General features: G+C 55.6%; 9 protein-coding genes. 4 read left to right on the top strand and 5 right to left on the bottom strand.

Translation table 11 applies throughout. The features are described 5' to 3' along the window. Positions 1–267: 267 nt before the first annotated feature. From ATO67_RS20730 to ATO67_RS20720, 3 genes are all read left to right on the top strand, one after another. Complete coding sequence (locus ATO67_RS20730; protein ID WP_067653521.1) at positions 268–1500, top strand: GAF domain-containing sensor histidine kinase; 1233 nt, start codon at positions 268–270, stop codon at positions 1498–1500. A gap of 1 nt (position 1501) precedes the next feature. Further along, a complete protein-coding gene (locus ATO67_RS20725) occupies positions 1502–2224 on the top strand; it encodes a response regulator transcription factor (RefSeq protein ID WP_067653519.1) in 723 nt (240 codons plus the stop codon). A gap of 779 nt (positions 2225–3003) precedes the next feature. Continuing rightward, positions 3004–5349 (top strand): methyl-accepting chemotaxis protein, encoded by a 2346-nt coding sequence (locus ATO67_RS20720; protein WP_157940882.1) that lies wholly within the window; start codon positions 3004–3006, stop codon positions 5347–5349. 274 nt (positions 5350–5623) lie between these two features. Here the strand turns inward: ATO67_RS20720 and ATO67_RS20715 are convergent, their stop codons facing one another. Genes ATO67_RS20715 through ATO67_RS20700 form a run of 4 tightly spaced genes read right to left on the bottom strand, consistent with a single transcriptional unit; the run spans position 5624 to position 12037 of the window. Next, entirely contained in the window at positions 5624–6802 is a 1179-nt protein-coding gene (locus tag ATO67_RS20715) for an alpha/beta hydrolase (protein WP_342585730.1), read from the bottom strand. A gap of 14 nt (positions 6803–6816) precedes the next feature. Next, positions 6817–9888 carry an efflux RND transporter permease subunit gene (locus ATO67_RS20710; RefSeq protein WP_067653516.1) on the bottom strand — a complete coding sequence of 1024 codons (3072 nt, stop codon included), beginning with the start codon at positions 9886–9888 and terminating at the stop codon, positions 6817–6819. Beyond that, positions 9885–10967 carry an efflux RND transporter periplasmic adaptor subunit gene (locus tag ATO67_RS20705; RefSeq protein WP_067653514.1) on the bottom strand — a complete coding sequence of 361 codons (1083 nt, stop codon included), beginning with the start codon at positions 10965–10967 and terminating at the stop codon, positions 9885–9887. Before ATO67_RS20705 ends, ATO67_RS20710 begins: the two co-directional genes overlap by 4 nt. After that, positions 10964–12037, bottom strand: a complete 1074-nt coding sequence (locus ATO67_RS20700; protein WP_067653512.1) for an efflux RND transporter periplasmic adaptor subunit — start codon at positions 12035–12037, stop codon at positions 10964–10966. The genes ATO67_RS20705 and ATO67_RS20700 overlap by 4 nt, the downstream gene beginning before the upstream one ends. Positions 12038–12143: 106 nt before the next feature. On the opposite strand from ATO67_RS20700, the gene ATO67_RS20695 reads away from it, so the two are divergent. Continuing rightward, positions 12144–12758 carry a TetR/AcrR family transcriptional regulator gene (locus ATO67_RS20695; RefSeq protein WP_067653510.1) on the top strand — a complete coding sequence of 205 codons (615 nt, stop codon included), beginning with the start codon at positions 12144–12146 and terminating at the stop codon, positions 12756–12758. Positions 12759–13504: 746 nt separating this feature from the next. Here ATO67_RS20695 and ATO67_RS20690 read toward each other — a convergent pair. Continuing rightward, the gene (locus ATO67_RS20690) at positions 13505–14329 is read right to left on the bottom strand and encodes an alpha/beta hydrolase (RefSeq protein ID WP_067653509.1); all 825 of its coding nucleotides are present in this window, start codon (positions 14327–14329) and stop codon (positions 13505–13507) included. Positions 14330–14334: the final 5 nt, after the last annotated feature.

Genomic DNA, 14334 nt, shown 5'->3' with positions numbered 1-14334 from the left:
CGTTTCCGGGTAAAGGAACCTTTGCCGCGTCTCCTCGACGTTCAGCTCAGTTTCCCGTTGCACTGAGGCTCCTTTCCCCAGTACTAAACAAGCATGAACGGGAAAGTCTTTGCTGTATAGGCTGTTCCGAGCAATCTGCTTGCGGGTTCCCGCAGAATTTGTGCGGGTTTCCGCAGGACGCAAGCGCTGCTACAGCGCAAGATATGCGCACTGAAGTCTCTTGAGAGATTCAGACCCTATCGCAGACGCTTGGGAGGGCGTCCGCTCATGCTCGACACGCCAAGATCATCGCTGTTTCACCACTATATGGGCATTTCGAGACTGCTGGCCGGGCAGCTTGAATTCAATTCGATCATTCAGGCCGTGGCCACCGAAATCACCCAGATCATTCCGCATGACCATCTGGATGTTTGCATCAAGCTCATCGATGGCAAATATCATATCGCCTATGAAAGCGGCATGGACAGCGCCTGGAGCCAGCAGCCACCCGCGCTTTTGACAGGAAGCCCCATTCGCTCGCTTCTGGCAGGGGAAGTCGATTTCCTGCTGAGCGGCGATGCCTGCTGTGATCCGCGGTTCCATTTCGAGGGTTCGTTCTCCAGCCCGATCATCGAACTCGGTCTTCACAGCCGCCTGCATGTTCCCATGAAGGTCCATGGCGATATAATCGGTGCGCTCAGTTGCTCGTCGCTGGAGGCGGATGCCTATACGATGGAAGATGTGGCCAATGCCCGTGCGGTGGCCGATCTGCTGGCGCCCTATTTCTTCGCCATTCGCGCCGCTGATCAAGCGAAACAATCCGCCATCGTGGAAGCGGAAGCCCATGCCCGCGAAGAAGGGCTGCGGCTGGGTGCGTTGAAACTGACGCAGGCGCTGGAAGCCGAACGTCAGCGCATCGGCATGGATCTGCACGACCAGACGCTGGCCGATCTAACGCGGCTGGCGCGCCGTATGGAGCGAATGACGCACATCCCCGATCTCTCCGGTGAAATGCTGGAGCCGCTGGTGCGCAGTCTCCAGCACTCCATGCAAGACCTGCGGCAGATCATCGAAGAAGCCAAGCCATCCATTCTCCAGCTTTTCGGTGTCGTTCAGGCCATTGAAAACGATCTTGACCGTTCGGTGAGGGATAGTGGTTTGGACATAGGTTGGAGCGTCATCGATGAGACCGAAGGGCGGGTGGAAGCGCTGGAACAGACCGTGGCAACGTCGGTGTTTCGCATCGTGCAAGAAGCCGTCAACAACGCCATCCGTCATGGGCAGCCGCAAAGTATCACAGTGCATATCCGTCATGTCGATGGTCATCTGCGCATAGTGGTCAGCGATGATGGCAGCGGGTTTGGCAAGCAGGCATCCATACACGGCCATGGAATTGGTAATATGAAGACCCGCGCTCGACTGATTTCCGCTCGCTTCGAGATGGGACATAACCGTATGGGTCCGGGAACATTCGTTAGCATCACCTTGCCCGACAGCGCACATATTTTCGAGGAGATGTGAGATGGAAGTTCTGATCGTAGAGGACGACGTTCTTCACCGCTCCTATCTGAATGAAGCCGTGCGTGCAGCACTTCCGGAATGCAATCACGTCATCGAGGCCGAAAACGGCAAGATCGGTGAAAAGCTGGCCCGCGAAAACCGCTCCGCGCACATTGTCATGGATTTGCAGATGGGCGAGCGCAATGGCATCGAGGCCGCCCGGACGATCTGGAAAGAGCGGCCGGATACCCGTATTCTCTTCTGGTCCAACTATTCGGACGAGGCCTATGTGCGGGGTGTTTCCCGGATCGTGCCGGAAGGTGCGGCTTATGGCTATGTTCTCAAATCCGCATCCGATGATCGTCTGCGTCTTGCGCTCCGCAGCATCTTCATCGAGGCGCAATGCGTCATCGACCGTGAAGTGCGCGGCTTGCAGGAAAAAAGCCTTGGCCGCGTCAGAGGTTTCAGCGACTCCGAATATGAAATCCTCATCGACGTCGCGCTTGGCCTGACCGACAAGACGATCGCCCGACGCCGCAACCTGTCGCTGCGAAGTGTCCAGAACAGGCTCCAGAGTCTCTATGAAAAGCTGCATGTCTACCAGACTTCAGGCGAAGACGAGCCGGATGGGCGATATAACCTTCGGACACGCGCTGTGACTGTCGCGTTTTTGAGAAAGCTGCTGAATTACAGCGCGCTGGAACGTGCAGAGCAGGAACTTGCCCAATGGACAGCCGAGCGGTGATGGCAAGGCGTTTTCAGTGCAAGACAACCTGATGGTCTACACCAACCGGATGATGGACAGGGCAGGTGAGTGACAGCCCGATGGTTTTCCGGTGACTTCAGTGGTTAAGTCGTGACATTGGTTTGCCTGCGTTTCACGGGATATGAATTGGGGGCGGAGGGATGTTCAAGAAATGCCGTCGCGGTCGAACATGCCGATTTCAATGGGGGAACCCGATTCTTTAGCTGCAACGACCGAACCCAGCCCTGATTCTAAAAAATAGACAAATTCAAATTTTGATGGGCGGTCTCCAGAGTTTGGCGGAGATAAAGCGTCACGCGTTCCCGTGTGGCATGACGAGTGCGAGATTGGGTTCCCCGACAGGCAACACAGCAATCGGTTTTGAAATGAGCGTACCTCGGGCAAGTGTATGGGTCTCTCTTTTTTGAGGGAAGGCATTATCAACTCACAAGCGACGGTGCAATTGCGTCACCATCGACCATAATACTATGGCGTTCAATATTGACTTATATCAAATACAGTTGTGCGAATTTGTAAAATATCCAATTTATATTATATACTTTAGTTGTGTTTTTAGGCCTGCGTCGCAATTTTGCGACAAAATTCAAATACAGTTTTATTTAATACTAAGATATTTAACTTTAGCGAGCCACCCTGAAAATCTTCAGGCTGCATAATGCGCCGAGAAACAGGAGTGGTATACTGTGCGCGTTCGATCAATTCAGCTAAAAATTGTCCTGCTCGCGGGCGTCTGTGTCGTTGCGGCAAGCAGCGCACTGGTGGGGTATAGCATTATATCCGCCGCAAATAGCAAGGCGTTCGTCGGTGAGAACCTTGATACATTGACGGAAGACAGCACCAAGAACCATCTGAAGACACTTGCACTTGCTCAGGCAGCCTTGATTAAGTCGACGCTTGACCAGGCTTTTGGTTCGGCACGCAACATGGCCCGGATGTTCGAAGTCTCGGCGATGAATGACAAGATGGCCTCAACTTCTGTTGGCGAGCGCCGCACGGAATTCAACGACATTCTCCTCAACGTCCTGAAAGATAATCCAGGGTTCAACGGCACCTACAGCGCCTGGGAGCCCGATGCCCTCGACGGGCAGGACCAACTCTTTCGCGACAAACAGAATGTCGGTTCGGATGCGACCGGTCGTTTCCTGCCCTACTGGACACGGAGCGCCGATGGAAAACTGGCTGTCCAACCCCTTGTCGAATATGACAGTGCAGAGTTGCACCCGAACGGTGTGATGAAGGGCGGATGGTATCTCGGCCCGAAGAGCGGCGCCGGGGAGAGCATCCTCGACCCATTGCCTTATGTCGTTCAAGGCAAGGACGTTTACCTGGCCACCATGTCGGTACCCATCACCATCGGCGGTAAATTCGCTGGTGTTGCCGGGGCCGATTTCGATCTCACCTTTGTCCAGAAGCTTGCGCAGGACGTGAAGGCATCGATCTATGATGGCAAGGCAACGGTCGCCATCGTCAGCTACAAGGGTCTTGTCGTCGCATCCAGTGATCATCCTGATGCCATCGGCAGTCCGTTCGGCCAGACCAGCGCTGCGGCCACATTACAACTTCCCTCGATTCAAGCCGGCCTTGATACCGTCGAGGGAAACTCGGAGACGTTTACGGCTCTTTCGCCGATCGTTATCGGTCGGACGAATACGCCATGGTCGGTCATCATCACAGTGCCGAAATCGGTGGCAATGGCGGAGGCGACGGCCCTCACATCATCGCTGGCAGACCGTAACAACGCTGACACTCTGTTCCAGATTATCGTCGGCATCATCATTGCAGCCAGCGGCATCACGGCGATGTGGTTCGTTGCGCGCAGCATTGCATCTCCCATCAAGCAAATGACGGCCGCAATGGGTCGGCTGGCACAGAGCGACGTCTCCATAGAAGTCCCCAGTCTCGACCGCGTTGACGAAATCGGAGCAATGGCAGCCGCGGTCTCTGTATTCCGTGAAAACGCGATACAGAAAACGGCGATGGAAGAAGAGGCCCAAGCCAATCGTTCCATGAGCGAACGGGATCGCTTGGAGCGGGAAGCGGAAAAGGCGCGCGAGGCGGCGGAATCCCAGTTTGTCGTCGATTCCTTGGCAACCGGACTGCAGCGGCTGGCTGACGGCGACGTCGCCTATCGGATCGTGACGCCCTTCGCGGCACATCTGGATACGTTGCGTCTCGACTTCAACAACTCGCTGACCAAACTGCATGAGGCGCTCCAGGCTGTCATGGAGAATGCCCGCGGCATCGATGGTGGTGCCAATGAAATTCGATCGGCTGCCGATGACCTGGCAAAGCGGACCGAGCAACAGGCGGCCTCCGTTGAAGAAACAGCGGCTGCCCTGGAACAGATCACGACGACGATGCGTGACTCCACAAAGAGGGCGGAAGAGGCAGGTGTTCTTGTCTCACGCACCAGAATTGGTGCGGAAAAGGCTGGCGAAGTGGTGCGCAGCGCTGTGCATGCCATGCATCAGATCGAAAAATCCTCCGGCGAGATCAGCAATATCATCGGTGTAATCGACGAAATCGCCTTTCAGACTAATTTGCTCGCGCTGAATGCCGGCGTGGAAGCTGCTCGTGCAGGCGATGCCGGCAAGGGCTTTGCGGTCGTCGCCCAGGAGGTGCGTGAACTCGCGCAGCGTTCGGCCAACGCTGCCAAGGAAATCAAAGCGCTCATCATCACATCCGGAGAGCAGGTCCGCACGGGTGTTGCCCTTGTCGGCGAAACGGGGAAGTCTCTGGAAGTTATGGTCGGTGAGGTTCAGCAGATCAACAGCCACGTCACTGCCATTGTGGAATCGGCACGCGAGCAGTCGGTCGGCATTCAGGAGATCAACACCGCCGTCAACACCATTGACCAAGGCACGCAGCAGAACGCGGCCATGGTCGAGGAATCCACAGCCGCCAGCCATACCCTTGCCGGCGAAGCAGATGCCCTGAACAGGCTGATCGCACAGTTCAATCTTGGCGGTCAGACAGCAAATCATCAACCAGTGCGGCTAGCGTCGAACAACCCACGCTTGGTCGCATCACCCGCAAAAGCGCTGGGACGCAAGATTGCCAGTGCGTTCGGCACGTCTTCTGAACAATCCTGGAAGGAATTCTGAGCCACTGCCGCCGGACCTTCGTCGGCACGGCGGTATTCGCCTCTATCAGACGGCGGCCCCGCTTTTCAAGAATGCGTGGCCGCCGTATGCAACATGAAACGGCTGTTCTTACCCCAAGGTGAAGGAGATGCTGAAACGTATAGGCAAGATTCAGTTGCGAGCCGGAATGTTTATCGAGGCGGTGGAGGGCTCTTGGCTCGACAGGTCGTTTGCCAGCTGTCGCTACATGTCACGAAACAGTGTCGATAATCCAGATGAAACTCTTAAACGTAGATCACTGTCTCGCAATATGGCCGACGAGGCGGAAAGGGCTGGCGACTGCCGCACCTGCTGCATCAAACACGAATGCCCCGACATTGGTCCCGCTGTTACGCATCCGGGCATCCGCCTTGGTGATATCGCCGGCGAACTGGGCAAGTGAGGCAAAACGGTCATGGCCTAGTCCATCCGACGATTTCAGCGCGGAGATGTCGATAACCCGGACATTCTCGGACTTCGCAGTCTTCTGGATAAAAGGGTCGTTGATGTCGAGTAGTCCAATGCGAGGTCGCTCGCCGCCCACAAAACTTGAAACGCTCAAAGCGCGATCGGTGCCTGACACCAGAACAGTGATCGGAATTGGTAAACGGCCGATATCGCGAAGTTGAGATTGAAAGACATCAACATCAATATCGGCAGCAGCAAGAACAATCTGCAGCTTGGACAGAACATCGTCGTGGCCCTGAAGCTTGAGTTGTCTGGCCACTTCCATGGCAAGAAAACCGCCCATGCTGTGGGCGAAGACGATGACGCGTTTGACCTTGGGCGTCTTGGAAAGCGTCGTTAGAAGACTGTCGAGCTGGGTCCGCGAATACAGAACGGCATCCTTATCGGCCACGTACCCGGTCACACTGGCGGCAGATGGCCAGGAAAACATGACAGGGGCAGCGATCTGGCCAGCGTCCGCTGCCATCTGCGCAGTGCGAAACAGCGCCTCCTGGTAGGAGTAGTTGTAACCGTGGACGAACACGGCCGCAGTCCCATCAAAATTGGCTGAACCGGTAACTTTGGAAACGAGATCGCCATCGCTCAAAGTCTCGCGTTTCGTCACAATGAACTGGCGAGACGGATCTGGCTTGCTTGATGGATATTGGATGGTAGCCCCATCTCTGTTTCGCGGAATAGAAAATGTGAACCGGTCGTAGCTTGTGGTCGCAGCCCTTCCGTTTCCGAAAGAAGCATCTTTCGTTTGCCGGTCACGGTTCGTGACGGCAACGACGCTGACTTCCTTCGCTCGGTCGCTCTTTAATGCAACCGGTTGCAATACCGCCGCTGTGGGACGTGAGGCGCAGCCCGACAAGGCGACCGAAACGACAATCCCTGCGAAAATGGCAGGCGCGCCGCTACGGCATCGTGACGAAAAGAGAAACATGAAGGCCGTGCCTTTTACCGAGGGTGGGAAGAGGGCATTCACTTGCCCTCCATCTTTCAAACTGTTGCTGGTTCCTGCGATACTTCCCTATCTTCAGCGGGTATCCTGAACCACGCCACGTAAAGAGCGGGTAGGAACAGAAGGGTCAGAACCGTTCCAACGACGATGCCACCCATCATGGCATAGGCCATGGGTCCCCAAAAGATTTCACGCGAGATCGGTATGAGGGCGAGGGTTGCTGCAGCAGCTGTCAGCATGATCGGTCTCATACGGTGTTCCGTCGCATCGATAACAGCCCTCCACGGCGGGACCCCTTCCTCACGCAGATGCTCTATCTGGACGACCAAAATCACCGAGTTTCTGATAAGAATACCGATCAGAGCAAGAATACCGAGAATAGCCACAAAGCCCATCGGAGCATTGCTCAGAACCAGAGCGGCAACGACGCCAATCAGTGCAAGCGGAGCGACTGCGAAAACCAGGAACAGCCTACTGAAGTTCTGAAGCTGGAACATCAGGATAGTCGCCATCGCAAACAGCATAAATGGTCCAACCGCAACGATAGGTCCCTGCGAGTCCGCGCTTGATTCAACCGACCCGCCGATTTCTACCTTGTAGCCGGCTGGAAGCGCGGCCGCAAATTTCTCTACGGCCGGTTTCAACTGCTCGACAACAGTTGCAGGTTGAGTAGAGCCGATGACGGCCGCCTTTAAGGTAATGGTTGGAATGCGGTCGCGGCGCGCAATCATCGGCTGCTCAAGTTCGTAACGGAACTTGGCGACGGCCGACAGCGGCACCGACTTCCCGTTTGACCCCGAAAGCTGCAGGTTCTTGAGCGTTTCAATCGATCCACGCTCCACATCCTCGGCACGGCCAATCACATCTATGAGATAGATGTCGTCCCGGATCTGAGTGGTCGATGTTCCCTCGACGACATCGTTTAGTACTGTGGCGATATCCTGAGAGGAAACCCCCAGTTGCCGGGCCTTGTCCTGCAGGACATCGACTTTGACCACTCTTGCAGGCTCGTTCCAGTCATAGGTCATATTCGAAAGTAGAGGATTGGCATTGACGATTGCGCCAAACTGATGGGCCAGATCGCGGACTTTTTGGATATCGGGTCCACTGAGACGATACTGGACGGGCTTGCCGACCGGAGGACCTATATCAAGAAACTTCACGAAGGCGTCCGTGCCAGCGAATGTCTTTGTCAGGTAAGCCTGAAGATCAGCCTTTAGGCGATCTCGCGCTTCCAGATCTTTCGCGACGATGACGACCTGACCAAACCATGCAGACGGGCTCTGAACATCATAGGAAAGAATAAAGCGCGGGGCTCCCTCTCCGACATAGGTCGACCAGTGATCTATATCTGCATTACCGGCCAGCTTTTCCTTTTCGAACTGCGCAATCTGCCTGTCGGTTTCAGCGATGGTGCTGTTTTGAGGCAAGCTCCAGTCGATGATCAATTCGACGCGGTCCGATGTCGGGAAAAATTGTTGTTGCACCAAACCCATACCGCCGAGCGACAATGCGAAAACAACAATGGTCGAGATGATTGTCACCCACCGCCACCGCATCGCCAGAAGAAGCAACCAGGCAAAGGCCCGGGCCACAGGACCCTTCTGTTCATGATGCGATTTCATCGTTTTCGGCAGAATGACCACGCCCAGCAACGGCGTGAACACGACAGCGACGACCCATGACACCACGAGCGACACGGCAATGACAACGAAGAGTGTGAAGGTGAACTCGCCAGCCGCGCTGCTGTTGAGGCCGATCGGAATAAAACCGGCAACCGTGACAAGCGTCCCCGTCAGCATCGGAAAGGCCGTCGAGGTATAGACGTATGTGGCAGCCTTGCGCAGATCGTCGCCGACCTCCAATCTCGACACCATCATTTCGACCGCAATCATTGCATCGTCCACGAGAAGGCCGAGGGCAATGATGAGGGCACCAAGTGAAATTCGCTGCAGCGATATGCCAGTGTATTCCATGAAGACGAAGGTGATGGCAAGAACGAGCGGAATTGAGATCGCAACGACCAGACCGGCGCGAACGCCCAAGCTGATAAAACTGATCGCAAGAACGATGACGATGGCTTCAAAGAGAGCTGTCGTGAAGCCGGAAACGGCCTCATCGACCACCGCGGGCTGGTCCGAAACGCGCTCGACCGTCACGCCAATTGGAAGGTCGGCGACCACACGCTTCATTTCAGCGTCGAGCTCCTCACCGAAATGCAACAGGTTGGATCCTGCAGTCATGCCGATCGCAAGGCCGATCGCAGGTTTTCCCTTGAAACGGAACAGCGCAGACGGCGGATCGACATAGCCCCGTTTGATCGTTGCGACGTCAGTCAGCGGAAAGTAGCGATCATTGACGCGCAGATTGATCGTTTTCAGGCTCTCCTCGGATGCGAATGCACCCCCGACACGGATCGCTATCCGCTCGGGTCCGGCATCGATGAAACCCGATTGCGTCACGGCATTCTGGCTCTGAAGCGTACTGACGATGGATTGCCGATCAAGGCCAAGCGCGGCGATCTTGCGCGTTGAAAACTCGAGATAGACCGCTTCGTCCTGCGCGCCAATGACGTCAATTTTACCCGCATTTTCAACAGTCAGGAGCCGTGCACGGGCATCCTCGACCAGATCGCGTAATTGCCGTTGCGACAAGCCATCGGAGGTGAAAGCATAGATGTTGCCATACACATCACCGAATGTGTCGTTGAAGAAAGGCCCGATCACGCCACTTGGCAGGTCGCCCTTTATATCGTTGATCATGTTGCGGACCCGGACCCAGTTTCCTGCGACGTCCCTGGCCTTCGTTGTCGGCAACAGTTCCACGTAAATCGTTGTCTGCCCGGCCTTCGTTTCGCTGCGCGTATAGTCCAGCGCGTCGAGTTCCTCGAGTTTTTTCTCGATTCGATCGGTGACCTGGTTCGTGACTTCCTCTGCGGATGCTCCAGGCCACTGCGCGTTGATGATCATTGTCTTGATGGTGAAGGACGGGTCCTCTTCACGACCAAGGTTCAAATAGGAGAAAACACCCGCTATCACGAATACGATCATGAAGTACCAGACCAGAGAGCGGTGGTTGAGTGCCCAGTCAGAAAGATTGAACGATTTCACTGGGAAACCTCCTGGTCGATACGAACGGCCTGGCCGTCTTGCAGTTGGTTGACGCCGGCAACCGCGACACGGTCTCCGGGATTGACGCCTGTCGCAACAACGACAGTTCCACCCGGCACGGAAGCCTTGTCGAGCGTCACGTCACGGGATGAAACACGTCCTGCCTTGTCGTCGACGATCCAGACGGAGGTCTTCGACCCGTCGGTCTTGATGGCAGACGACGGGAGACGGATGACTGGCTGAGAATCAACGGTGGCGGTTGCTGTAATGACCGCACCGAGCCTGAGGGCCTCGGGTGGTTGGACAAGGGTCAGCTTCGTGCGTCTGGTGCGAGTGGCATCGTCTGCCTCCGGCGCAACCTCACGTATGAGACCCTGGGCATGCACCGTTGGATCCAACTGGAGGGAGACATCAAAGCTGGTGCCGGACTTGAGAAGCGCGGTCGATTCGGGAACATCGATCACGGCGTCACGTTCCTCAGGCCGCGCGACGGTCACAACGCTCTGTCCTGCCGAAACAACCTGACCAACCTCCGCAGACGTGCCGGTGATCACGCCATCGAACTCAGATAGAATTCTGGAATAACCCAATTGTTCGGAGGCCTTGTCCAGATTGGCCTGTGCCTTGTTAAGGTTGGCCTCTGCCGTCTGGCGTTCCTGTTGCGCAGTTTCGAATGTGGCTTTTGCGGCGGACTGGCGTTCGAAGAGCGTCCGCTGTCTTTGTTCGCTGGTGATCGCATTGGCAAGTTGCGCCTCGGCATTTGCGCGGTCAGACTGCGCGCTTCGTACGGCAAGCTCGAGCGCGAGTGGATCAATCGCGGCAAGAATATCGCCCCTTTTCACCACATCGCCCACCTGAACATTGCGAGCGACGATGCGTCCGAGAATGCGGAACCCAAACTGCGTTTCGAAGCGTGCCGCAACAGTGCCAGGAAGCGTCAGCGTTGCAACGGGTGCAGGCGCGACCACGACGGACAGAACGGGCCGAGGCTTTTCAACTGGCGTGTCCTCCTCTTTCTGGCAGGACACAAGCACGGTGCTGGCCAGCAGGAGCGTCAGTACGCTCTTCAAGTGTTTCATTGTGCGGCTCCTTTATATGCCACCATTTCGCCCGCGGTCAGGAACTTCGTTCCGTTTGCCACGACGATCTCGCCTTCGGACAGGCCGGAGCGAACCGAAAAATGCTCATTGACATAAGTGCCGACCTTGATTTCGCGCAAGGATATCGAGTGATCCTTCTGATCGACGACCCACACGGCGGGACGGCCAGAAATGGATGCCATGGCAGACCACGGCAACTCGATCGTGTCGACGGGCTTGTAATAAGCCGTCGCTACCACCGGGCTTCCAAGACGCACATCGGCGGTAGCATCGAGCGCCAGCTTTATCCGGATGGTTGCCGTCGTCGTATCGATCGTTGGCGAAATCTCGCGGACGGTTGCCTTTATCGGCTCTCCGCCAGACAACATCTTGACATAGATGTCGCCTTGGAGTTCTCCGCCAAGCAGCGTGGCCTCATCGGCATTGATAACAGCATCGCGCGGGCCATCATGGGCAAGTGTAAAGACGAGTTGCGCAGCTTGTGCCACCTGACCCACCTCCGCGTTACGCGCTGTGATGATGCCATCGGCATCAGCCCGAAGTTCCGTCTGGGATAATGCGTCACGGGCGCTATCGACCTGCGCCTGCGCAGACTGGACAGTGCCTTGCCCGGTGAGAAGCGTTTCCTGCGCCTGATCCAGGTCAGCTCTCGTTGTGACACCGGTCGTGAACAAACTCTGCTGACGATCATATGCCTGCTGTGCTTGGGTCTGCTGCGCCTGTGCCGATTGGAGAGTGGCCTGCGCCACCTGTAGATCGGCTTCCTGCTCTTGCGCATCGATCCGGGCCAGAGTCTGACCCGCTTTCACATGCTGGCCCACATCAGCAAGGCGTTCGATGATCTGCCCACTCACGCGGAATGATAGGTCGGATTGTATGCGGGCGTTGATTTCGCCTGTGGTCGATACCGCAGCCGCAATGGGGGTAGACCTGACTTGCACCGTTTCAACTTCTCGAGGAGCTTTCTCCTGCGCTTCTTCCTTGGGTGCACAAGCGTAAAGCCCGCTCATGAGTGATGACGCAAAGGCGTATGTCACTAACCGATTCATGTCTTGCCCCTTGAACTTATATAAAACGGTGATAAATTTGACTTACCTGAAAGTCAATGAAATTCTTTAGATTGCGTGTCGGTGGACGAGCGAATAAGGGTCACAAATGGCAAGACTTACGAGAGCAGAACAAAAAGCACTTCGACCTACCCAGATATTAGAGGCAGCGTTTGAGGAATTTGTTCTACACGGCTTCACCGCAGCGCGCGTTGAAGACATCGCAGATCGTGTTGGAGTGACAAAGGGCACGGTCTATGTCTATTTTTCGACCAAGGAAGAACTGTTCGCTGCGATGATTCAGCACGCAGCCTCGCCGCTGGAGCGTTTTCTGAAAGAATGCAAGAATATTCAGGGAAACTGCGTCGAGCGGCTCCGATCGTTGATACTTCTCGCATATAATGAGATGTCCGGTGACAAGCGGTTACGCGAGCTTTTGCGCTTTGTGGTATCAGAGGGAACACGATTTCCGGATGTGGTTGATAAGCACTATAGCGATTTTATCGAACCTCTCATCATCCATACGCAAGACATCCTTGATGAAGGCATCAAGGCCGGAGAGTTTGCAACGGGACCTAGAGCCAGCGCCCGGGTGATTATCGGCCCTATAGTGGCGATGATCGTTGAAATGATCATACATGGCGATCGTCGGGATCTAAATGTCGACACCTATGTCGCTGCACATGTCGATCTCGTTATCTCATCTTTGGTCGGACGTGGCTGAATGAAAGTCAACGGCGCTCTGACATTCAGAAATGACCGTACATGCAGTGAGGCAGGAGCGCCCTGAGCCACGTCGCAGCGTCCAATCAGATTGGACAAATCATCACTGTTATCGACGAGATTGCATTCCACAACCTTCTTGCCCTTATGCTGGTGTCGAAGCCACGCGTGCCCGTGAAGCGGGTGAGGCACATTTATTAGTTTTAAATGGACATTGTGTGCCGCCCAATAGGAATGCAGGCCCGACCGGCGTTGCTAAGACGGATCGACATTCAGGATTCGTACATAACGTAATCGATGATTCATAGGCGACTATGTTTTGGCGTGAGGTCTGAGAGGTGCTCGGTTTGTCTTAACAGTTTCGGGCTTTTTGCTCAGTGGATTTCCGCCTCGATTATGTTGCCACCATCATCGGTGCCAGCGCGTTGAAGCTGGCCTTATCCGGCGTCTGTCGGTCGAGGGATGAATGCGGGCGTTGGGTATTGTGGAAAGCGGGTAAGCCATCCCACGTAGCGCAGCGTTGAAAGATCGGTCATTTTCGGCATGAATCATGCGGAGAATACTATGAGTGACAATGTGAATTATGGTCGTAGCTTTGATGTTTTAACAGCGGCACCCGTACGGACGGTATCGGATGAGCGCTTACGTTTGAGCAGAATTCAAACATTGCGCTGCAAGCGCGTCATGTTCGCTTTGCCACAGTGGATACTGAGGAGCACCGCTCATTGCTGCCGAACCAGGATCGATTCAATCCAAGAGCGCTTGGGTCAGCGGGTGGGTGGGATCGGCGAGCCCATCAATGACGTTAAAATGGTGCCGATCCGGCTCTATCACCACTTCAGTTTCCGCTCCGAGCCCGATCCAGATATTGGCCAGAAGCGCGTTTTGCCGCAGGAATTCGGAGGTTTCCCGCTCCCCTGCCCAGCAAACAAGGCGTGTGTTGGCCAAAGGTTCGAGAAGCGCAGGGCTCTCGCTGGCAGCCTCTGCCGCATCGATGGCAAGCGTTTCGTTGCGCTTCGTCCGGATCATGGGTCGCAGATCATGGATACCAGAGATCGACACGGTTTTTTCAATGCGGTTAGAAATGGCAGGCGCCAAAGGGGTCGTGGCGCTGATCATCCGTGTAACCAGATGCCCGCCAGCCGAATGGCCGATAAGACGGATAGGTCCCTCAACGCGTTCGGCTGCGGCTGAAACGGCTTTGCCGATAGCGCGGGTGATCTCGGCAATCCTTGCCTGCGGCGCTAACGTATAGCTCGGCACGGCAAAAGCGTAGTTATGTCCGAGAGGACCGGCGGACAGATGAGACCAGAAACTCTTGTCAAGGTTCATCCAGAAGCCGCCATGCACGAAAACGACAAGCCCCTGCGGTTTTGCGTTGGGTAGAAACAGATCGAAGCGTTCTCGCTCGGCATCACCATAGGCAAGATCGAGATGGGCGCGGCCTGCTGCGGCCAAATGCTCACGTGCCTGCCGCGCCGGCTCGACCCACACGCCTGGCCAGTTCTCGGACTTCGGTATGTTGGCCCCGTTGTCGTAAACCCAGGTCCAGTCCTTCACTTTGTATCGCATTGCGT

Source organism: Agrobacterium bohemicum, from assembly GCF_001562555.1.
GTDB classification, from domain to species: Bacteria; Pseudomonadota; Alphaproteobacteria; order Rhizobiales; family Rhizobiaceae; genus Agrobacterium; species Agrobacterium bohemicum.
Note: the sequence above shows the minus strand (reverse complement) of the source record. Positions and strands in the feature narration are given on the sequence as shown.

Bases quoted from the DNA above. Each gene is read 5' to 3' on its own strand.
- ATO67_RS20730 (WP_067653521.1), top strand. From the start codon at position 268: ATGCTCGACACGCCAAGATCATCGCTGTTTCACCACTATATGGGCATT.
- ATO67_RS20725 (WP_067653519.1), top strand. From the start codon at position 1,502: ATGGAAGTTCTGATCGTAGAGGACGACGTTCTTCACCGCTCCTATCTG.
- ATO67_RS20705 (WP_067653514.1), bottom strand. From the start codon at position 10,967: ATGAAACACTTGAAGAGCGTACTGACGCTCCTGCTGGCCAGCACCGTG.
- ATO67_RS20700 (WP_067653512.1), bottom strand. From the start codon at position 12,037: ATGAATCGGTTAGTGACATACGCCTTTGCGTCATCACTCATGAGCGGG.
- ATO67_RS20695 (WP_067653510.1), top strand. From the start codon at position 12,144: ATGGCAAGACTTACGAGAGCAGAACAAAAAGCACTTCGACCTACCCAG.
- ATO67_RS20690 (WP_067653509.1), bottom strand. From the start codon at position 14,329: ATGCGATACAAAGTGAAGGACTGGACCTGGGTTTACGACAACGGGGCC.